17 protein-coding genes are annotated in these 21001 nt (G+C 38.1%); 13 read left to right on the top strand and 4 right to left on the bottom strand.

Annotated features, from left to right (window positions below; all coding sequences use genetic code 11):
- Positions 1 to 113: 113 nt before the first annotated feature.
- From ACH3PA_RS17380 to ACH3PA_RS17360, 5 genes are all read left to right on the top strand, one after another.
- Positions 114 to 3134: a SusC/RagA family TonB-linked outer membrane protein gene (locus tag ACH3PA_RS17380; RefSeq protein WP_416442377.1), complete on the top strand. Its 3021-nt coding sequence runs from the start codon at positions 114 to 116 to the stop codon at positions 3132 to 3134.
- 11 nt (positions 3135 to 3145) lie between these two features.
- On the top strand, positions 3146 to 4618 hold the full coding sequence (locus ACH3PA_RS17375) for a RagB/SusD family nutrient uptake outer membrane protein (protein WP_416442375.1): 1473 nt from the start codon (positions 3146 to 3148) through the stop codon (positions 4616 to 4618).
- Positions 4619 to 4735: 117 nt separating this feature from the next.
- The gene (locus tag ACH3PA_RS17370) at positions 4736 to 6541 is read left to right on the top strand and encodes a glycoside hydrolase family 2 protein (protein ID WP_416442373.1); all 1806 of its coding nucleotides are present in this window, start codon (positions 4736 to 4738) and stop codon (positions 6539 to 6541) included.
- A gap of 34 nt (positions 6542 to 6575) precedes the next feature.
- A complete protein-coding gene (locus ACH3PA_RS17365) occupies positions 6576 to 8183 on the top strand; it encodes a serine hydrolase domain-containing protein (RefSeq protein WP_416442371.1) in 1608 nt (535 codons plus the stop codon).
- A gap of 13 nt (positions 8184 to 8196) precedes the next feature.
- Entirely contained in the window at positions 8197 to 8769 is a 573-nt protein-coding gene (locus ACH3PA_RS17360) for a hypothetical protein (RefSeq protein WP_416442369.1), read from the top strand.
- Between the two features lie 59 nt (positions 8770 to 8828).
- Here ACH3PA_RS17360 and ACH3PA_RS17355 read toward each other — a convergent pair whose 3' ends face one another.
- Positions 8829 to 10154 (bottom strand): acetylxylan esterase, encoded by a 1326-nt coding sequence (locus ACH3PA_RS17355; protein ID WP_416442367.1) that lies wholly within the window; start codon positions 10152 to 10154, stop codon positions 8829 to 8831.
- A gap of 237 nt (positions 10155 to 10391) precedes the next feature.
- Here ACH3PA_RS17355 and ACH3PA_RS17350 point away from each other — a divergent pair, with 237 nt between their 5' ends.
- The 6 genes from ACH3PA_RS17350 to ACH3PA_RS17325 all read left to right on the top strand — a co-directional run bounded on the left by ACH3PA_RS17350 (position 10392) and on the right by ACH3PA_RS17325 (position 16466).
- Positions 10392 to 10796 (top strand): hypothetical protein, encoded by a 405-nt coding sequence (locus tag ACH3PA_RS17350; RefSeq protein ID WP_416442365.1) that lies wholly within the window; start codon positions 10392 to 10394, stop codon positions 10794 to 10796.
- 96 nt (positions 10797 to 10892) lie between these two features.
- Positions 10893 to 11741: an SDR family oxidoreductase gene (locus tag ACH3PA_RS17345; protein WP_416442363.1), complete on the top strand. Its 849-nt coding sequence runs from the start codon at positions 10893 to 10895 to the stop codon at positions 11739 to 11741.
- 223 nt (positions 11742 to 11964) lie between these two features.
- Positions 11965 to 13473, top strand: a complete 1509-nt coding sequence (locus ACH3PA_RS17340) for a vitamin K epoxide reductase family protein (RefSeq protein ID WP_416448295.1) — start codon at positions 11965 to 11967, stop codon at positions 13471 to 13473.
- Between the two features lie 30 nt (positions 13474 to 13503).
- Positions 13504 to 14796, top strand: coding sequence for an amylo-alpha-1,6-glucosidase (locus ACH3PA_RS17335; RefSeq protein WP_416442359.1), 1293 nt, complete (start codon positions 13504 to 13506; stop codon positions 14794 to 14796).
- Positions 14797 to 14817: 21 nt separating this feature from the next.
- Positions 14818 to 15444, top strand: a complete 627-nt coding sequence (locus ACH3PA_RS17330; protein ID WP_416442357.1) for a hypothetical protein — start codon at positions 14818 to 14820, stop codon at positions 15442 to 15444.
- 5 nt (positions 15445 to 15449) lie between these two features.
- The gene (locus tag ACH3PA_RS17325; protein ID WP_416442355.1) at positions 15450 to 16466 is read left to right on the top strand and encodes an SDR family oxidoreductase; all 1017 of its coding nucleotides are present in this window, start codon (positions 15450 to 15452) and stop codon (positions 16464 to 16466) included.
- Here the strand turns inward: ACH3PA_RS17325 and ACH3PA_RS17320 are convergent.
- Entirely contained in the window at positions 16463 to 17578 is a 1116-nt protein-coding gene (locus ACH3PA_RS17320; protein ID WP_416442353.1) for a fatty acid desaturase family protein, read from the bottom strand. The two genes, ACH3PA_RS17325 and ACH3PA_RS17320, sit on opposite strands and share 4 nt — an antisense overlap.
- Before the next feature lie 270 nt (positions 17579 to 17848).
- Complete coding sequence (locus ACH3PA_RS17315) at positions 17849 to 18589, bottom strand: energy transducer TonB (protein ID WP_416442351.1); 741 nt, start codon at positions 18587 to 18589, stop codon at positions 17849 to 17851.
- Positions 18590 to 18781: 192 nt separating this feature from the next.
- Between ACH3PA_RS17315 and ACH3PA_RS17310 the strand changes: the two genes are divergently transcribed.
- Both ACH3PA_RS17310 and ACH3PA_RS17305 read left to right on the top strand, forming a co-directional pair.
- Positions 18782 to 19498 (top strand): DUF72 domain-containing protein, encoded by a 717-nt coding sequence (locus tag ACH3PA_RS17310; RefSeq protein ID WP_416442350.1) that lies wholly within the window; start codon positions 18782 to 18784, stop codon positions 19496 to 19498.
- A 129-nt stretch (positions 19499 to 19627) separates the two neighbouring features.
- The gene (locus ACH3PA_RS17305) at positions 19628 to 19978 is read left to right on the top strand and encodes an STAS/SEC14 domain-containing protein (protein ID WP_416442348.1); all 351 of its coding nucleotides are present in this window, start codon (positions 19628 to 19630) and stop codon (positions 19976 to 19978) included.
- Positions 19979 to 19991: 13 nt separating this feature from the next.
- On the opposite strand, the gene ACH3PA_RS17300 is transcribed toward ACH3PA_RS17305, so the two are convergent.
- Positions 19992 to 20879 (bottom strand): phosphatase PAP2 family protein, encoded by an 888-nt coding sequence (locus ACH3PA_RS17300; RefSeq protein WP_416442346.1) that lies wholly within the window; start codon positions 20877 to 20879, stop codon positions 19992 to 19994.
- Positions 20880 to 21001: the final 122 nt, after the last annotated feature.

The following is a 21001-nucleotide window of genomic DNA, read 5'->3' as shown; positions in this document are numbered from 1 at the left end:
ATTTGATTGACATTTTTTTAAGAGAATATCGAATATATCTTAAAATATTTCGCAATCGTTTGCGCAATTTTACTATTTTTACGACAGTATTAACAGTCAACCAATTAAGAATTATGAGAAACAGCTACTTTAAATGCATGCTGTTCATGGGATTGTTGCTAAGCTTTGGATTCATTTCTGCTCAGCAAACGATTTCCGGAACAGTATCTGATGGCACGGGGCCATTACCTGGAGCAAATGTACTTGTTAAAGGTACAAGCAACGGGACTACCACAGATTTTGATGGTAACTATACATTGCAAAATGTAGAAGGATCAGCAGTTCTTGTTTTTAGTTTTGTAGGGTTTGTATCCCAGGAAATCGCGGTGAATAACCGCACAACGATTGATGTAAATCTTGTAGAGGACGCTACTTCTCTAGAAGATGTAATTGTAGTGGGCTATGGTACACAAAGCAGAGCGAGTGTAACCGGTGCAATATCATCAATAGATTCTGATGAAATAGCAAGTTTACCGGTTTCTACAGCAGAGCAGGCCTTACAGGGTAGAGCTCCTGGTGTTACCGTAACTAATAGTGGTTCACCCGGTACACGTCCTGCAGTGACAATACGAGGTTTAGGTTCACCTAACAGTAATGGGCCTTTATATGTTATTGATGGTATTATCGCGTCTGATATTTCAAATCTCAGCGCAAACGATATAGAATCAATACAAGTTTTAAAAGATGCCTCAACTACAGCTGTTTACGGTTCGCAGGGTTCTAACGGGGTTATTTTGGTTACAACCAAACAAGGGTCGCGTTCAGGTTTAACAAGTATCACTCTTGATGCTTATACGGGAGTTCAATTTACTAATGAGCGTTATGACGTTTTAAACACAGATGAATATGTACAATTTGCTGCAGAATTAGGGTCACCCCCGCAGCGTACTACAGATCCTCAATACGCATCTTTTCTTGATAATAATACAAATTACCAGGACGCAATCTTTAGAACCGGTTTAATGCGTAACTACAATTTAGGTTTATCTGGTGGGGGTGAGAACAGTAATTATAGATTTTCTGCCGGTTATTTAAATCAGGAGGGAACAATTATAGAGACAGAATTTGAGCGTTTTACCTTTCGTGCAAATAGTACTTTTAACGTGGGGAGATTAAAATTTGGTGAGACATTAGGGGTTTCATTTAGTTTACAAAATCCTGAGCGTGCCGGTGGTGGTCGTTCATTAATAGAACATGCTATTAAAGCAGCACCTTATTTACCTATTTATAACCCAGATAATCTAGGTGGTTTTCAGGGTCCTAATAGTGCTCTTGACGGGCAGGATGCAGAAAACCCTGTGCGTGTACAAACACTTGGTAATGCAGAGAACAAGGCTATTTCTGTAATAGGAAGTATTTACGCAGAATATGAGATCATTGACGATTTAACTTTTAAAAGTCAGGTAGGGCTTGATTATAACAATTATAAGAATTCTAACTTCATACCATCTTATAACGATGACAGCGATGGTGGCACGCACACCTTTGGCTTTGCCCAGATTACTAAAAACACGGGGATATTTCAGTCATTGACATTTACAAACAGTTTAAACTATAAGAAAACCTTTGCCGAATATCATAATGTAGAATTTTTATTACTTACTGAAAAGCAGGAAATTAAAAATGAGAATATTAACGCAAGCAGCCAGAACCCAATTAGTGATGAAGTAAATCAATTATCGTTAACGGGTGCGGGACTTTCTTCAGGCTCTTCAGAATATAACAGATTGGGTTATTTAGGGCGATTGAACTATAACTATGACCAGAAGTATATTTTCTCTGCTTCATTAAGGCGTGATGCTTCTTCAAGATTTGGGCAGAATAACAGATGGGGTTGGTTCCCATCGGTTTCTGTAGGTTGGAATATAGGTAGAGAGAGTTTCTTACAGGATACTGATATAAATAACCTGAAACTGCGAGGAAGTTACGGTTTAACCGGAAATGATAAAATAGGTGATTACCGCTACAGTGCAACTCTACTTACAGATTTTATTTATCCTTTTGGCGGTGCTGCAGCAGATGGTACTACGGCTAATGGTTTACCTAATCCTAATTTAAAATGGGAGGAGACTACAATGACAAATATTGGTCTTGATCTTGGTTTAATGAATGACCAGTTTACCATGTCATTAGAATATTACATCAATAAAAGTGATGACCTTTTGATAAACAGACCGCTTTCAGTCTCTTTAGGATTTAATGATCCTAACATTACTGAAAACGTAGGTTCTGTGGAAACTAAAGGTTTTGAACTTAACCTGGGCTACAGCGACTATGAAGGTGATTTTACCTGGTCTGCTAATCTTAATTTAGGTTCTAGTAAAAACGAAGTATTAACCTTAGGTACTGTTACTGAGATTAACGGTGGTGGTTTTGAGAATGAGAATTTATCGAGAATCACAGTAGGTGAACCATTGTTCTATTTCTATGGTCTTCAAACAGATGGCATTTATCAAAATCAGGCAGAAGTAGATGCTGTATTTACAGCTAACCCTGGTCAAACGATTGTACAGCCGGGAGATATTCGCTTTAAAGATCTAAATGGTGATGGTGATATTACGGCAGACGACAGAACAAAAATAGGAAATCCTTATCCTGATGTGAGTTACGGTTTTAACGGTAGTGCAAACTACAAAAATTTCGACCTGAACATTTTCATTACAGGTGTGGCAGGTAATGATGTTTACAACACTAACATCTATGATCTACAGGGTATGACCAGATTGTTCAATTCAGGAACAGCAGTTCTAGACAGATGGACGGGGCCAGGCACATCTAACAGTATTCCCAGAGCATTAGGTGCGGGAGCAAATGTATCTGCATCAGACAGGTTTATAGAAGATGGCTCATATACTAGGCTTAGGAATGTTACACTGGGTTACACATTTCCTGAAGGTGTAATAAGCGAGTATCTGACAAAGTTTAGAATTTATTTAAGTGGTCAAAACTTAGTTACACTTACAGATTATTCAGGACTTGACCCAGAGGTAGGATCATCTACAGTGATAAACAACTCTGCTTATGAGTATGGTATTGACAGAGGTAATTACCCACAGCCAAAATCAGTTTTATTTGGACTTCAAGTTACATTCTAAAAAAAATAGATATGAGAAAAATTAAATTAATACTCGCGTTTTTTCTGTGCGTAGTTTCTATAAACTCGTGTAGTGAGAACGATCTTGAGTTAACAAATCCTAATCAGCTTTCGCCTGAAACCTTTTTTAAGAATGAAGCTCAGGTACAGGCATCTGTAAATGCTGTTTATGCCAACCTACAGACGATCGCTCTTTATACCAGACATATATTCTTTATGATGGATAATATGGGACATGAAAATTCAGGTAACCCACAGCTGGAAGCAGATAAAAGACAATATCTGGAGTTTTCTTTTGACTCTAGTCACGGTGCAATTGGTAACTATTGGGATACTTGCTATAGAGGGATCAATAAAGCCAATTTTGTAATAGGCAATCAGGAAGCGATCAATGAGATACCTGAATCATTTATGAACCAGGCTACAAAAGACAAATACGTAGGTGAGGCAAAGTTCTTAAGAGCTCTTTACTACTTTTATCTTGTGACACGTTATGGTGATGTGCCGCTTATTACCACTATTCCAGAAGATGGAAACGGCTTCCCAAGAAGCCCTAAAGAAGAGGTGTATCAACAAATAATATCAGATTTACAAGATGCAGCCGCTACTTTACGAGCTAAAGGTGTAGAAGAAAATGGTAGAGCTACAAGTGGTGCTGCAAATGCACTTTTAGGTAAAGTTTATTTATTTAGAGGAGAATATGAGTTGGCTTTAACCACTTTTGAAAAAGTCTATGGTAAATACTCACTTGAGGATAATTACTTTGACAATTTTATGGAAGAAACAGAGCACGGTCCCGAATCTATTTTTGAAGTAGAATACAACGATGATCTAGGTGACAGTGCAAAATGGAATTCAGATGTAAGTGGTGCAGGTCCCAACGAGGTAACTTTTAGAGGGCAGGAATACGGTATGTTCGACTGGTTTAACGTTTATCCATCAGACGATCTGTTAGATGAATATGAAGCGGGAGATTCTCGATATACAGATAATTTCTATTCTGTAGGTGATACGTACGCAGGCGGTGTAATTGAGGCCATAAGCAATGACAGAAGAGCCGGCTGGAGAAAATATCAGAACTATTATAAAGATACTAATGAAGATCAGGCATCTGGTATCAATATGAAAGTAATACGCTATGCAGATGTTTTACTTATGATGGCAGAATGTGCTAATGAAGTGCGTTCACAATCTGAAGCTATAGGTTATATCAATGAAGTGAGAGCAAGACCTAGTGTAAGTCTTACACCTCTTTCTACTAGCTTAAATAAAACACAGACTTTTGCTGCCATCGTACACGAGCGCGCTGTAGAATTAGCAGGCGAGCAAGTGCGTTTTCCAGATCTTGTGCGTTGGGGTATGGCTCCTGAAGTATTAGGTAAATATGGTTTTCAGGCGGGTAAAAATGAGATTTTCCCTATTCCTAACAGAGAGATCAGCTCAAATGAGAATATTACTCCTGCAGATCAAAACCCAGGATATTAATTTTTTAACTAGCCACCAAGCGATAAAGCTCCTTTACATTTGTAAAGGAGCTTTATTTTTTTAAAAATAACTCGATTATAAGTATCTTAACTAACTCTTATACAGAATTAACATCTCATGATTAAAAGTACCAGCCTACCATTACTATTCTTAAGTCTTATCTTTTGTTTCAATCTAAGTTTTGCTCAGAAAACCATTCAAAATATTGAGGGTAGAAACACCACCAGCCTTAACGGAAACTGGAATTATATCATTGATCCCTATAAAATGGGATATCTCGATTATCGCCAGAAACCGTTTGATGAAAGTGAATCTGGCAAAGGTGGTTTTTATGATAATCTTACTAATATTCCTAAAGACCAGCGCGCAGAATATGATTTTACATTTTCGCCTACGCTGGAAGTTCCCGGCGACTGGAACTCGCAGAAAGAGAACTTGAGCCTTTATGAAGGTACGCTGTGGTATAAAAAAGATTTCGCTGTAGCGAAAAAAACCGGCAGCAGATATTTTCTGCACTTTGGCGCGGTTAATTATGAAGCGCATGTTTATTTAAATGGAAAAAAACTAGGTGTGCACAAAGGCGGATTTACTCCTTTTCAGTTTGAGGTGACCGATTTTCTTAACGATGGAGCCAATTTTGTGGTCGTTATGGCCGATAATTCAAGAAAGCAGGATGAAATCCCCACAGTAAATACAGACTGGTGGAATTATGGCGGCATTACCCGCGATGTTTCCTTAATTGAAACTCCGCAGTCGTATGTTTCAGATTATAAAGTGCAGCTTGCAAAACATGATAACAAACGCATAGCGGGATATGTAGAAGTTGACGGTGCCACCAGCGGAAGCGTGATCTTAGAAATTCCACAACTCAATATTAAGAAAACCATCGCAGTTAATGAATCGAAAAATGCGTTCGATTTTCCGGTTAAAAACGTCGATTTTTGGTCTCCTGAGCACCCTTTTTTATACGATGTAGCACTCACGTATAATGGCAATGTTATTCATGATAAAATTGGTTTTCGCCAGATTGAAACCCGGGGAAAAGATATTCTCTTAAATGGTAAATCAGTTTTTCTAAAAGGTATTTCCATTCATGATGAGAATCCACTGTTACCGGGGAGATTGCGCGGCGAGGGCGATATGCGTATGATGTTGAGCTGGGCAAAAGAACTGGGCTGTAATTTTGTGCGACTTGCACATTACACCCACAACGAGACCATGTTGCGACTTGCAGATGAAATGGGGCTCATGGTATGGGCAGAAGTTCCTGTTTACTGGACGATCTCATGGGAAAATGCAGAAACCTATAAGAATGCAGAAAATCAACTAACCGTTGGTATAGAGCGCGATAAGAACAGAGCGAGTATAATTATCTGGTCTGTGGGTAACGAGACGCCTGTTACAGATGCCAGAAATCAATTTATGGGCAATCTTGTAGATAAGGCGCGCAGTCTCGATGACACAAGGCTGGTAGCGGCTGCACTTGAGGTTGAGCGTGAAGGGCATACTGTTGTAGTAAATGACGCTCTGGGCGAAAAACTTGATCTTGCCAGTTTTAATGAATACGGGGGCTGGTATTGGGGAGAACCTAATGATCTGCCTAATTATAAGTTTGATATAGAATTTGATAAACCTGTGGTAATTACAGAATTTGGTGCTGCTGCATTGGGTGGTTTTCATGCAGATGATGACACTATGTGGAGCGAAGAATATCAGGAAAATGTATATGAAAATCAGCTAAAAATGCTCAAAAACGTTGAAGGTTTACGAGGTATGACTCCCTGGATCTTAGCCGATTTTAAATCGCCACGCCGGCAGCATCCGGTATATCAAAATTTCTGGAATCGCAAAGGCCTAATTTCAAACACGGGGCAGAAGAAAAAGGCGTACTACGTGCTTCAGGATTTTTATAAAAACAAATAATTCCTTCTATAAAATTAATCATACAACCACGATCATGACCAACCGAAGAATTTTCATCAGGCATTTAAGCAGCGGCGCAATAGGTTTTTGCATCATGCCCACATTAACTTTCTGCAAGTCTAATACAGAAGAACAAGAGCCAGAAATTGCAGAGAACCAGTCGTCCTTGCCCAGAAGTACGCCAGAAGCACAGGGAATTTCTTCAGAAACTATTATAAATCTCATCAATGAGATAGAAAAAAGCGAGATACAGTTTCATGGCCTTATGATCGTACGTAACGGTTATGTTGTGGCAGAAGGCTGGTGGTATCCTTATGCGGCAGATCTAAAACATCAATTATATTCTTTAAGTAAAAGTTTTACTTCTACAGCCGTTGGTCTGGCGGTAAAGGATGGTTTGCTCACTGTAGAAGATCAGGTAATTTCGTTTTTCCCTGATGATCAACCGGAAGAAATAAGTGATTATTTAAGAAGTATGAAAGTAAAACATTTGCTTACCATGTCTGTAGGCCATTCTGAAGATACAACAGGACAACTGCGCAATGATCCTGACGGTAACTGGGTGAAGAAATTTCTTAGTTTACCTATAGCTAATGAACCCGGTTCTGTGTTTTTGTACAATACCGGAGCGACTTTTATGCTTTCTGCGATCGTGCAAAAAGTGACCGGCGAGAAGCTGATAGATTACCTGCAACCGCGACTGTTTGAACCCTTGCAAATTGAAGGAATGGATTGGCTCGAAAATCCGCAGGGTATAAATACCGGCGGGTACGGCTTGCGTGTAAAGACTGAAGATATTGCAAAACTGGGCCAGCTGTATTTACAAAAAGGAAAATGGGGTGATGAACAGATTTTAACCGAAGAATGGGTTAATGATGCCACCACAAAACGAATAGATTCTAAGGGATCTAACCCAAATGATCCTCCGGTGACCGACTGGAATCAGGGTTACGGTTATCAATTCTGGATGAGCCAGTCTGACGGTTTTAGAGCAGATGGAGCTTTTGGTCAATTTAGCCTGGTAAGCCCAGAACATAATACGGTTGTGGCCATCACTGAAGAAAGTTTTAACACACAGCGATCAATGACGCTGATCTGGGAGAATTTATATACCAATTTGAGCGACGAAAACCTGCCTGAAAATGCTGAAAATCGGGAAAAAATGACAGAAATCCTCGATGGGCTTAGACTTTCTGTCCCAGTTATGAATGCTACTTCAGCAAAAGAGGAAACTATAAATGGAAAGACCTTTCAGCTTAAAGAAAACGATCTGGGAGCCAAAGCAATCACGATTAGTTTTAGCAACCAAATATGCACTCTAAATCTGGAACAGGAAGAAAATGATATTACCGTAAAATGTGGCCAAAATGAATGGAATATCGGCGATAATGAGAAAAAAACGACCCAATCTTTATTTCCGGTGCCGGGAAGAATAGATTTTCCTTCTAAGATCGCCGCATCGTATACGTGGGATGATAATGAAAATCTAATTGCGACCTGGCGTTTTATAGAAACAGTTCATGGCGATCAAATCACCTGCACTTTCACAGACGATTCTATAAATATTTCTTTTATGAATAGCGCAGCTCAGGGAAGTGGCAATGAAGATCCAAGAAAAGATATTACGGGGAAGATGGGGTAGTAAAAAGTTAATTATGTACAGCAATATGAACTTTCAAGAAGAAGAATACATCTTACTTTATAATCCGCGGAAGTATTCCTATTTTCCTGTTCGGATTTTAAAAATTGAAGATGAGGGAGCTTTAGTTAAAGTTTTATCGAATTCTACCGAGAAGTTTTTTTTCAAATATTATTTTGAGAATTACGGATACCGGAGGCCTTTTATCAGTAGCGATTTAATTTATAAGTGCGGATTTCATAAGGACGATAGAGGCTTAATTTATCGTAATGGTGATATAATAATAGTAGAATCATATTTAGGAAAAGTTGAAGCAAAGACAGATAAGTTTGACAATACTGAATTTCTCAGACATCTCGACATCGAAACCATTTTTTTGGGATTTAAAATTCTCAACCAGAAAGATCTTAAAGTTTATCTCTCTTTATTATCTGGCTCTCCTCTAGATACTACTTTTGAAAATTTTAAAAAAGTCAACGGTACAATAACTGACATACAATCATTTTTTCAAGAGCTTGAACATCATGGTTTAAATCAAATTGATTTCGATAAAGTAATACTTACTGCTAACAAATTAGAAAGGGAATAAAATATTAGATTTAATGCAGGTATCCATTTGATCAGATTTACATTTTTAAATTATTTCCCTCAAAAATATTTTTCAGCAAATTGAATAAAGTAAGGCCAATTAGGTATAACGGTGTGCCCGCCTTCATGAGTTCTAAAAGCAACATCGCCATCTATAAGTGTTGTTTCCTGTGGAGGGAATTCATCAACACCAATTCCCTTTTTGCCTAATAATTCGTAAACAGGACCGGCATATAGTCCCCCTAAGAACATACCTTTAGCATCAACCCAATGACCTTCTACATTTGGAGAACCTGTGCTTATAAAAACAGGTCTGGGAGCACAAAGAGCAACAAGCTCGTGCGCATCAACAGGAAGATCATTTTTAGTTAACGGGCCGGCATATTTAATAAAATTAGGCGCAAACCAGTGATACTCGCCAGATGAAGCAAGATTTTCTACCTGCTCGCCTATGTTTCTGCGAAATAACTTTGCGCCTCCTGCACCAGAAGAACCTATAAACCCAATAGCAAAGCGTGGTTCATAAACCATAGCGACGAGAGCAGCTTTTCCGTAACGGGAGAGACCCTCAATAACTACCCGTTCCTGATCTACACTTTTATCTGTTGCAAAATAATCCAGAGCCCGGCTGGCGCCCCATGCCCATGCGCGCAAAGCTCCCCAATCATTAAGTTTACGGGGTTGACCTTTGTTTACCAGGCCAATAATACCTTCTCTTAACCCCGCACCGTTATCTGCCTGATAACTTGTAGGTATCAATATGGCATATCCCCAGTCTTTTTGCAGAAGCTGTTCTTGCCAGGTAGGATGCTGTACCGGAGGCATTTTCATACCTGCAGGCCAGTTCCAGCCAAATTCTATAACGGTAGGAATGGCTTTTTGAACATTGCGCGGAGTTGTTACTGTCATATCTATTGTAACATCAATAGCGGGGTAGGAGCTATTATCTACATGACCGGCGAGTGTTTTTACCGTTACCGGAAAATCGCCTATAACTGTGTCTTTTTGAGCGATAACTTCCCAGTTCACACTGGGAACATCATCAGGAATATTGCCATATACTTCCTCATTAAAATCTTTCAGTATTTCTTCTCTTCGTTTTTGCCAGTCGGCAGAAGTATTTACAGGTTCCCCGTTGTTAAAAACAAGTGGATCTGGCAAAGAAGTATATGTTTTCGCTTTAGCTTCATCAATATTTGCGGCGTTAGCATCATTGGGATTTCCAGAAGGACCGGGGCGGAGGCTTTCGATACCTAATTTTTTCATCATTAGCGCGTGATCTGCATTGTTGAGTTTATTAATACTGTCACGCTTCTGTTGGGAAAACTGCGCAATCGATTGCGAAATACAAAAAAAGCAAAGTAATGCAGTAAATAATTTGTTCATGATATAATATAGAAAGATGAAAATGAAGTTTAGTATTCTAAAAGTAATCAAATCTTACTTAAAATCTGCACATAGAGATTTTTTCTTATTCTCATTTATTAAGAGGGATTTTATATTGTCTTAAAGCATAATGTTATCTTAAAAATCATAGAGAATGTCTTTTGCGTTAATTTTTAACTGGTTTAATGCCATTGTAATGGCTAATTTTATAATAATCAATTATAAACTACTCAGGTTATGGAAAAGGCAGAAGACGTAGGTGTAGCATTTTATGAGGTTATGGGGCGTTTGTTTTATGCCATTGTAGCTTCAGATGGTGTTGTAACAGCCAGTGAACAAAAATGTCTTAAGCGTATGGTATGTTCTCATTGGGTCTGCATAGAGGAGGTGAAAGATAAATTTTGCTCCTGTAAACCTACAGAGATTATTCATGCTTTTGAGTACGCCTTATTTAAACGGTTAAGGTGTGATGCGTGTTTTAATGAGTATTTAAGCTTTAAGAATGAAAACCCGGAATTGTTTGCCCCGGTGGTTAAAAAACTAATCTGGACGACCGCTAATGTAATAGTACACGCTTTTCCCGGGCTTAACAGATCTGAAGCTCAAATGTTGATAAGGTTGCAGGAATCTCTGAAAGCTTGATAACATCTTTTAAAGTGAAGTTAATTATTTCACAGTTAGCTCAACTATCTATAATTTAAGTAGTGTCATAAAAAATCTAATTTAACCAACAATAATATGTCTAAAGAACAAAAAATTCCGCCTCAGGATCAATCGCAACCTGGTGATGAGCATAAAATGTCCCCGCAACCCGAAATTATAAAAGACAGCTACAATGGCAGCAATAAATTAAAAGGTAAAGTCGCCCTTATCACCGGGGGAGATAGTGGTATAGGCCGCAGCATCGCCGTACATTTTGCTCGTGAAGGAGCAGATGTAGCTATCATCTATTTAGAAGAGGGCGAAGATGCCGAAGAGACAAAGAAGCTGGTAGAAAAAGAGGGCAGGAAATGTCTTGTTATTCAGGGAGATCTTAAGGATCACCAGTTTTGTAAGCAGGCAATTGATAAATGTATAAAGAGCTATAATCAGCTAAATATTATAGTAAATAACGCGGCCGTACAATTTCCTAAAGACAGTATTGATGAGATCTCAATAGACCAGATAAATGAAACTTTTAATACTAACATCATCCCTTATTTCTCTATCGCTAAAGAGGGCCTTAAGCATTTAAATGACGGGGATTGTATCATAAACACTACCTCAGTCACTGCTTATAGAGGTAGCGAGCATTTACTTGATTATTCAAGTACTAAAGGTGCAATAGTATCTTTTACCAGATCATTATCAAAAATGCTTGCAGAAAAAAATATAAGGGTGAATGGTGTTGCACCTGGACCTATATGGACGCCTTTAATACCATCTACATTTGATGATATTGAAGACTTTGGTAAAAAAGTACCTATGGGAAGACCGGGACAACCCAGCGAAGTAGGTCCTGCCTATGTTTTTTTAGCGAGTGAAGACAGTTCATACATTACTGGGCAAATAATTCATGTGAATGGAGGAGAAGTTATAAACGGATAGATTGACAGCTGTCCTTAGCTTGATTCTATAAAAACTGTTGTTAAACCTCGTAGTTATCCTACGGGGTTTTTTAGTTAGGGAATATGTTGTATTGAAAATCGGTGTTTTTTGGCCTGAAATCGGGTTAAAAGACTGAAAAATTGCAAATTATTATCAAAATTTTATAAGTTTTTCAATTTCGCAGTAAGTAATTTTAAGGTACAACCAAACCAAAAATAAGCTTATGAATAAAAACCACAAAGGTGGCGGTATGGCTTCTCGAGGGGTAAGCCGCCCAATGTCTAAACAATCTGGTGAAAATAATAATGACAATAATGGTAAGGAAGATGGTGGCATGAACCGCGATATGATGCTAAAAATGCATCATAAACAAACACTTTGGGTTTATTGGCTAATAATTATATTGGGTTTATGGCTTGCTATTTCACCGTTAACCTTTAGTTATAGTAAAGATATCGTGCAGCCTTCCGGCGGAAGAGAGCTTTGGCTTTCAGATGTCTATCGTGTTCTTATCATGCAATATAGTGATGTTATATGTGGGATACTTCTTATGATATTAGGATGGCGATCTTTAACACCTAACCGGCCGGTGACTATATGGTTAGCATGTTTTATTGGTATCTGGCTAAATATTGCACCTCTTATATTCTGGGCCCCCACATCAATGATCTACCTCAATGATACCATCGTAGGTGTACTTATAATTGCACTTACTATTCTTATTCCAGGTATGCCCAATATGATTTCATACATGAAAATGGGCAGTAGTGTACCACCGGGATGGACGTACAATCCTTCAAGCTGGCCACAACGATGGATCATGATCGCTTTGGGTTTTATGGGCTGGGTGGTATCAAGATACTTGGGAGCTTTTCAGCTAGGGTTTATAGATGAAGTCTGGGATCCATTTTTTGGTGAAAGCTCAATGAAAGTACTCAATTCTGATATGTCACATTCATTACCGGTTTCAGACGGGGCATTAGGCGCTTTAGCCTACACTTTTGAATTTTTAATGGGCTGGATGGGAAGCCCCACCCGCTGGAGAACAATGCCCTGGATGGTGACTTTTTTCGGGATTCTCGTGATTCCTTTAGGGCTGGTTCACATATTCCTGGTAATTTCTCAACCGGTAATTGTAGGTGAGTGGTGTACTTTTTGTTTGCTTGCCGCAGCCATTATGTTGCCTATGATTCCGCTAGAATTTGATGAGGTCATTGCCATGGGGCAGCACATGGTTCAGGCAAAGCGCAGAGGAGATAATATGTGGCATGTTTTCTGGAAAGGTGGAGAACCTTTTGAAAAAAATGAAGACGAAAGAACTACAGCTATCATGCAATTGCCTAATAAGCCTCTAGAAGTATTTAAATCATCTGTATGGGGTATGAGCGTACCGTGGACGCTGGGTATTAGTACTGCCCTGGGAATAGTAGCGCTATTTGCACCCGCTATTTTTAATATAAGTATAGAGACCAATGCCGCTCATATTTTTCATCTAAGTGGTGCTTTAACCGTAGTAGTCTCAGTTATATCTATGGGTGAGATTGTGCGTGCGGGACGTTTTCTTAATATACTTCTGGGGCTAACACTGGCCATAGGGCCCTGGCTGGTTAACGACAGTAATCTAAGCCTGAGTATAACGGGTGTGGTACTGGGTGCCTTGATCATTTTCTTGTCATTACCCAGAGGGATTGTTAAAGAGAAATATGGTCTTTGGGATAAATATGTAAGATAGTAGCTATCATACAGTAAGAAGTTAAAAAGCATGACAGACGAAGAATTGTTTAAAGAAGCACATCATATTCTGCACGAGAATATGATAAACAAAGATCCTAAAAAGGGTCCCGGCTTTCATTATACAAAACCTTCTACGAGCAGATATCCCTATCAATTTTTTTGGGACACTTGTTTTCATGCCTTTATATTTTCTGCTTTAGGAGAGCATGAGATGGCTCAGGATCATTTACTGAGTCTTTTTTCTCTTCAGAAAGAGGATGGCTTTGTAGGCCACATGATCTATTGGGATAGATTAAAGCCGGGGCGGCTTACAGATTTTTTTCAATCTCGCCCCTCCATTACTAATTTATATAAAAGTCACATGAGCGCTTTAATTCAGCCTCCTCTCGCAGCTCAGGCAGTGCAGTGTGTAGTGAAGGCTTCAGGAGATATGACTTTTTTAAAACAAATAATGCCTAAGCTTAAAAAACAATATAAATGGTTACGTGATAATAGGGATTTTGATGGCGATGGTTTGCTTACTATTATTTCACCGTTTGAATCTGGTATGGACTGGAAACCCACCTATGATGTAGCTTTAAATATGAAACCTGATAAAGCAGACTGGAAGCTGTTTTTAAAGTTTGTAAGTGTTGATTTTCGGAATTTTATGAACAATTATAATTTGAAGAAAATCGCAAAAAAAGGATACTTTCTAGTTAAAGATGTGGGTTTTAATACCATTTATGCCCAAAATCTACGCGCGATGGGTGCGTTGTGTAAAATGCTTAATGATCCTGATGAACAAGCTTACAGAAAAGCATCAGATGAAGTTACACAGCAAATCCTAAAGGTGATGTACAATAAGGAAAAAGCTGCTTTCTTTGATGTATTTGGCAAAGATAATAAGCAAATCGAGGTGTTAACACCTACAATTTTTTATCCTGTAATTCTTAAAGGTGTGCCCGCCGAAATATCAAGTGAAGTGATGAAGCGGCATTTTTTTAATGATGATGAATTTCACGCACCTTTTGCTATACCATCTGTTGCGCAAAATGAAGCTTCTTTTAATCCTGAAGAATCTCTGTATATATGGCGTGGCCCCACCTGGATTGTAAATAACTGGTTTCTCCACAAATTTTTTATGGAGAGAGGGTATGAAGAAGAGGCACAAAAATTAATAGACAGTTTTAGAAAGCTCATCGAGAAAAGCGGGTTTAGAGAATACTACAACCCATACACGGGAGAAGGTTATGGTGCTCATGGTTTTACCTGGGCCGGGCTGGTTATAGATATGATCAATATGGAAAATGAACACAAAGAAAAAACGACTGTTAAATAGAAACTTAATAAAGATAATGTGATGGGGATAATGAGGTGGTTGCAGAAAATTAAAGAAGAGAAAGATATTCTTACAGGCGATGCGCTAAAGCATAAAGTATTTAGTAGCAGCAATAAATTTCCTTCAACAAAAATAGCTAAAGAAGAATTTAAACGATCTATGGCTAAACTTTTTAAGATAAATCTCTGGACGCATCTGCCGGGAATTACAGCAACATTTCAGTTATACGGCCCCCAGGGAGAAAAGAAATACACCACACATAAACCAAATGTAGATGATTATGTAAGGATCGATTTTCCGGGACCTTTTCCCGAAAATTGGGTTAAAATAACCGATTTTAATCAACTGGAAGCACTTGTTGAGTTTACGGTCAAGCCTTCTCAAGATCCTACTGCTACTGATGTGGACAAAGAAAAAACTGCACATTTTTTTAAAGATATTAGCAGTAGTACGTTTAGAATAGAAATAAAAAACAAAACTCTGTACGCTTATCAAATAGGCCTTAACGAAATGATAAATAATAAAGGTGAAGAAGCCGGTGACAGGAAAATGATTAATACCCTTCTTGCTGAAACTGGCAGAGTGGGATTTCAGCAATTTCAGTGGAAGTTACTTACAGATTACCTGGTTCACAAAATTGAAATATAAGAATTATGACAACAAACAGTTCGACTAAAACTAAAGATTATAAAGGTGTGGTAGTAATTACGGGAGCCTCTGCAGGATTAGGCAGGGCTTGTGTACGCATGTTTGCCAGTAATGGGTATGATGTGGGTCTTATCGCGAGAGGTAAAGATGGTTTGCTGGGAGCGAAAAAAGAAGTGCTTGAGATGGGACGCAGGGCTTATTTTTGTCAGGTAGATGTTGCAGATGGTGATGCGGTAGAGGAAGCTGCCGGGATTATAGAGCAACAATTAGGGCCTATAGTTGTGTGGGTGAATAACGCTATGAACAGTGTTTTTAGTCCGGTTAAAAAAATGACTCCTTTAGATTTTAAAAGAGTGACAGAAGTTACTTATTTGGGTCAGGTGAATGGAGCACTTGCTGCTTTAAAAAGAATGTTGCCCAGAGACAGAGGCTCAATAGTTTTTGTAGGATCTGCACTGGCATATAGGGGTATCCCATTACAGGCGGCTTATAGCGGTGCAAAACACGCTATAGAAGGATTTTATGATTCTTTAAGAGCAGAATTATTGCATGATAAGAGTAAAGTGCAGGTAACAATAGTCGAGCTTCCTGCAATGAATACAACGCAGTTTGGTTTCGTGAAAACGAGATTACCTAACAAACCACGTCCCATGGGTACAATCTACCAGCCTGAAGTTGCTGCAGATGCGATATTATTTGCAGCAGAACATGATCGCAGGGAGATCATGGTAGGCTGGCCAACAGTATATACGATAGTGGGGAACAAGATTGCTCCCTGGTATGGCGACAGAGTTTTAGCAAAAGGCGGAATAAAAGGACAGCAAACAGATGAACCGGAAGATCCTGACAGAAGCCATAACTTGTGGCATCCTATTCCCGGTGATCATGGCGCTCACGGATCATTTGATGATAAGGCTAAAAATTACAGTATCGAACTGTGGTTTAGTAAGAATAAAGCTATGGTTTATGTACTTGTGGCTTTATTCATTCTAGCTGTGATTTTAGTTATTCTCCTGCTTTAAAAGGTTTCTTCAAAAATAGATGCATGCATGGCATTTTGTTTGACGAGCAAGTAATGATTATGTAGTGCTTTCCAAAAAGGATATTGCCTATAACTAAAGCCATTCTCTGTTGCATAAACAGCTATTTCTTCTGTAGCTATTTTCATATGCGCATAGCTCAGATGAGGAAAAAGATGATGCGCCACATGGTAGTTAAAGTTGCCCATAAAAAAAGAAATGAACCAGTTATTATTGCTTATATCTGTGGTTGTGCGTAGTTGATGCTCAAACCATGTGGTTTTTAACTGCTGATTTAAATCTGGTATAGGAAACTCATTAGCAATATTAGCATGGGGAGGTAAAAGCACTGCCAGGGCAAAGACACTAGCTGAGAATGTTAATACCAAAAACCCTGTAAAAACGCTTAAAAACGGGATATTAAACAGGAAAATTGGAACGATGAACATGTAAAGTATATAAAAGGATTTGAAGAAAATAAGCTTTATATATTCTTTTAACGGTATGTGCGTAGATTTTTTTATAGTGCTATTAGATGAAAAATAATCTTTAAAATCTCTTATTATTAACCAGTTGAATAAATAAAGTGGATACAGCAAGAACATTAAATAATGTTGATAATTATGTAGCCGCGAGTGCGGTGCAGTAGGATAGATCTTAAAAAGACTGCTTTGCTCAATATCTGTATCCCATCCCTGCATATTAGGAAAATTGTGATGCATCAACTCATGTCTTTTTTTCCATATAAAGCTATTTGCCCCAAGCAAATCGAAAAAATAGAGAAAAAAGCGGTTGAGACTTTTACTTTTAAAGACATTATCATGACTTACCTCATGTATAACAGTTAAAAATATAAAGACTAAAAAGATACCCATTGTAAAATAACCCAGGTAAAAAAGAAATGTAGAAGGATACGCCTGCAATGTTAAAAAATATAATGCAGCGTACATTATGGGGAAAATGCAGGTCTTTATACGTATCCAGTTCACACCTGTCGCTTTATCATTTTTGATTCGTGAGTTTATACGTTTTTGCAGATTTCTAAGGTGTTTTTCTCTGGTGTCAGGTTTAAATTTAGGAAGTGTTGTTTGATCAAAAGTAGTTGGTTGCTTCATAGTAACAAATTTAATGGGGGTACAATAAGCTTGTTGCTGACTTAAAATTAAGAGAAACCGTTATATTAGAATCTTAATTATAAGTGAAGATTTATAAAGAAACGTAACCGCTAAGTAGATGTTCGCTATGCCACAATTCTCCTAATAATAACTGTAGATATTTAAAGGCAATACCCGGACACAGCAGATTTAGCGGTTTAAAAACTCATTATTTTTGAAGGCCAAAACATAAGTCTCGCAGAGAATGGAAAAAAATTGATGGCACTGTACTTAAATCGATCTTATCTCAAATATTATGGGCATGCTGTAAGCCACGCGTACGGGTCTGCCTCTTTGTTTGCCGGGAATCATATTAGGTAATATACTAACTACCCGGCTTGCCTCCTGCTCCAGAGCGGGATGAGGAGCTCTGGAGTGCACGTCTACTATGTTTCCGTTTTCATCTATTGTAAATAGCACGTAAATTTTTTGAACTCCGGTCAATCCTAATTCCCGACCTAATGAATTATCAAATTCTTTTGTCACAAACTCCGTTATCTTTTTAGACATACAATCCTTTCTAGCGGTTTTGTCATTTTGTCTTTCACAACCGGGATAGACAGGTACTTCTTCAACCAGCACAAAAGGAACGTCTTCAATTACTTCCTCTTTTGCAAATGAGACTTCATCAACTAAAACCGTATTTTCTGCTACAATGGCTTCATCGAGACTGGTCTCTGTAGATTCTATAATACTTTCTTCTACTTCTGTATCATTCTCTATGACTTCTAAAAATTGAGTAGACTCAATCTTAGGTGGAGGTGGGGGAGTGATCTCTACGCGAGTGATAGGGATATTGTCTTCAAGAACATAATCTACATTGATCTTAAGGGCATTATTGTCTATTTCAGATTTATAAGTTTTCGTTTCTAACGTGAAATAGGTAACCAGTAGTGCCGTAATAAGCCCTATTTGAAAGAATAACGTTTTATACGTATTGAGATCTGCGGTTTTATTTTTTTTGACTTGCATGACAGCGGTATTTAAAATTTGGTAGTACTAATTTATAGGCTGTTCTGTTCATAAAAAATGACATTCATCAGTTTAGAATAAGCATACACCCCGGGCAGTTAAATATTTACTAAAAGTGCCTGAAAGAAGGTGAATGGTTTGAGTAGAAGCAGCAGCATTCGTAAATTACTTTAGATAATAAAAAGATGAGAAATGAAAGTTTTCATAGGTTGTTCCGGATGGAATTACAGACACTGGAAAGGCAAGTTTTATCCTGAAGATATTCCGCAGAAAAAGTGGCTTGAACATTATGCGTCGGTTTTTAATACGGTAGAGGTTAATAGCACTTTTTATCGAATGCCCAGAGAGAGCACTGTTGCCAGCTGGGAAGAAAGAACACCTTCTCATTTTAATTTTACTCTAAAAGGAAGTCGTTATGTAACGCAAATGAAAAAACTGCATGAGGTAGAAGAAAGTGTACAGAACTTTGAAGATGTTGCTTCAGTTTTAAAAAGTAAACTTAGTTGCATTCTCTGGCAACTTCCGCCCAGCCTGCACCGCGATGATGAGCGACTTGATAATTTTTGTAAAGTGCTAAAAAACAGCAATACCAATGTTATTGAATTTCGACATGAGTCGTGGTTTACTAATGAGGTGTATCATATTTTAGAAGAGAATAATGTGAGTTTTTGTTCCATTTCTAGTCCGCGTTTTGCAGAAGAAATGATTGTAACCGGTAAAGTAGGTTATGTACGTTTTCACGGAAAAGGAAAGAAATGGTACGACTACAAATATTCTACCGAAGAACTGAAAGAATGGAGTGAGAAAATTAAAGCTTGTAAAGCTGAAGAAGTATATATCTATTTTAATAATGACATTGGTTCTAATGCTGTAGAGAATGCACAAGAGCTTAGAGAATTATTGTCTTAGAAACGATATATTAACTAATCAAGTTTCTATCTAAAACATTTATTAAAATGATTAAATAGATTTTAAAGTAATATTTATTTCAAAAATCTACTGAATTCAAATAACATTCTAATTTTTAATATAAAGCATATGATAACGCTAACAGCACAAGAAAACACAGTTTTTACTGTGGCTTCAGATCAACTTGAGAATGAGGATTACGATAAAATAATCCCCTTTTTAAAGGAAAAAATCGACGAATTTGGCACCATAAACTGGTATTTTGAAATGACCAATTTTAAGGGGTGGACCCTGAGCGCACTTTGGCGTGATGCCAAATTTGACCTTAAAAATAAAGACCACCTTGCTAAAATTGCGATGGTAGGTGAAGAAAAGTGGGAAGAAGCTATGACATCATTAATGAAGCCTTTTACAGATACTCAAATACAGTTTTTTGATCTTGGTGACAGAGAGGCGGCTAAAAAATGGATAACAAGTTAATACCTGTCATATTCTAAAAAGTACCTGTTATGCCTATACCACGAGCTCCTAATCTTACATCCCAGGAGATCTTTTTGTCAGGTCTTTTCTCGTGGAAGTTTTTATATCTCCTGTCCAGATAATGATCTATAGATTCTACGGTGGCAATACTTAAAATAGTACTAAGAAAGACATCACTTAACCAGTGGTCACCCTCCCATAAACGACTTATGGGTGGTATAGCTCCTAATGTTATAAAGCCAGCCTTGATCCACGGGTTGTCAAAATGTTTTGCAAGCACATAGGCATTAGTAAATGCCAGTACCGTATGTCCTGATGGGAAAGAGTGATAGGCACCTTCTTTACTAAAAGGTCTAAAATCATTAGGCTTACGTCCCTCACCCGGTCTTGCTCTTCCTGTAAAAGTTTTTGCTATCTGCTGTATGAGTCCGGCTGTACTTGCAGAAGACAAAAGTAACACGCTCGTTCTGCGCCATTTCTCACTTTTAAAAGCTGCAGAGGTTATATAGGCGGCACCTAAAATCATATAATTATTCTGAGGGCTACCATAATACCATCCATATTCACGTATTACCTGGGGCACGCCTTCACGCTGTCGCTGAAAAAACTCGCTCGTCTCTTCATCTACAGTATATAGTAGAAGCGCTCCTGTAAGTGTACCGCCCAGTTTTAACCAGTCGTTGCCTTGCCAGTGAGCAGGTCTTGAAAGACCGTAACCCATACCGCCTAAGAAACTTCCGGCATCATACTTTACCAGTTCTAGAAAGGTTTTGTCTTCCTGATTATCGAGTGTATCGCTAAGAGATTTATTAAGAATATCCTGTGAAAAGCCAGATGTGCTTAAAAGAACAAGGCTAAGGCAAATAATGAACTTATGTATTCTGAGTAGAGATGTATTCATAAAAATAGATGATGCAGGCTTTCTTAATCTGAAAATTGGGCAAATCTAAAGATTCTAAAGAGAATCTAAAGAATGATTTAATTAGATTAAACTGTTTTGCGATTGATGATGCTTATACAATT

The sequence above is a fragment of the Leeuwenhoekiella sp. A2 genome, from assembly GCF_047946655.1.
Taxonomy (GTDB): Bacteria; Bacteroidota; Bacteroidia; order Flavobacteriales; family Flavobacteriaceae; genus Leeuwenhoekiella.
Note: the sequence above shows the minus strand (reverse complement) of the source record. Positions and strands in the feature narration are given on the sequence as shown.

Excerpts from the sequence above, each read along its gene's own strand:
- ACH3PA_RS17380 (WP_416442377.1), top strand. The coding sequence starts at position 114 with ATGAGAAACAGCTACTTTAAATGCATGCTGTTCATGGGATTGTTGCTA.
- ACH3PA_RS17375 (WP_416442375.1), top strand. The coding sequence starts at position 3,146 with ATGAGAAAAATTAAATTAATACTCGCGTTTTTTCTGTGCGTAGTTTCT.
- ACH3PA_RS17370 (WP_416442373.1), top strand. The coding sequence starts at position 4,736 with ATGATTAAAAGTACCAGCCTACCATTACTATTCTTAAGTCTTATCTTT.
- ACH3PA_RS17365 (WP_416442371.1), top strand. The coding sequence starts at position 6,576 with ATGACCAACCGAAGAATTTTCATCAGGCATTTAAGCAGCGGCGCAATA.
- ACH3PA_RS17360 (WP_416442369.1), top strand. The coding sequence starts at position 8,197 with ATGTACAGCAATATGAACTTTCAAGAAGAAGAATACATCTTACTTTAT.
- ACH3PA_RS17355 (WP_416442367.1), bottom strand. The coding sequence starts at position 10,154 with ATGAACAAATTATTTACTGCATTACTTTGCTTTTTTTGTATTTCGCAA.
- ACH3PA_RS17350 (WP_416442365.1), top strand. The coding sequence starts at position 10,392 with ATGGAAAAGGCAGAAGACGTAGGTGTAGCATTTTATGAGGTTATGGGG.
- ACH3PA_RS17345 (WP_416442363.1), top strand. The coding sequence starts at position 10,893 with ATGTCTAAAGAACAAAAAATTCCGCCTCAGGATCAATCGCAACCTGGT.
- ACH3PA_RS17340 (WP_416448295.1), top strand. The coding sequence starts at position 11,965 with ATGAATAAAAACCACAAAGGTGGCGGTATGGCTTCTCGAGGGGTAAGC.
- ACH3PA_RS17335 (WP_416442359.1), top strand. The coding sequence starts at position 13,504 with ATGACAGACGAAGAATTGTTTAAAGAAGCACATCATATTCTGCACGAG.
- ACH3PA_RS17330 (WP_416442357.1), top strand. The coding sequence starts at position 14,818 with ATGGGGATAATGAGGTGGTTGCAGAAAATTAAAGAAGAGAAAGATATT.
- ACH3PA_RS17325 (WP_416442355.1), top strand. The coding sequence starts at position 15,450 with ATGACAACAAACAGTTCGACTAAAACTAAAGATTATAAAGGTGTGGTA.
- ACH3PA_RS17320 (WP_416442353.1), bottom strand. The coding sequence starts at position 17,578 with ATGAAGCAACCAACTACTTTTGATCAAACAACACTTCCTAAATTTAAA.
- ACH3PA_RS17315 (WP_416442351.1), bottom strand. The coding sequence starts at position 18,589 with ATGCAAGTCAAAAAAAATAAAACCGCAGATCTCAATACGTATAAAACG.
- ACH3PA_RS17310 (WP_416442350.1), top strand. The coding sequence starts at position 18,782 with ATGAAAGTTTTCATAGGTTGTTCCGGATGGAATTACAGACACTGGAAA.
- ACH3PA_RS17305 (WP_416442348.1), top strand. The coding sequence starts at position 19,628 with ATGATAACGCTAACAGCACAAGAAAACACAGTTTTTACTGTGGCTTCA.
- ACH3PA_RS17300 (WP_416442346.1), bottom strand. The coding sequence starts at position 20,879 with ATGAATACATCTCTACTCAGAATACATAAGTTCATTATTTGCCTTAGC.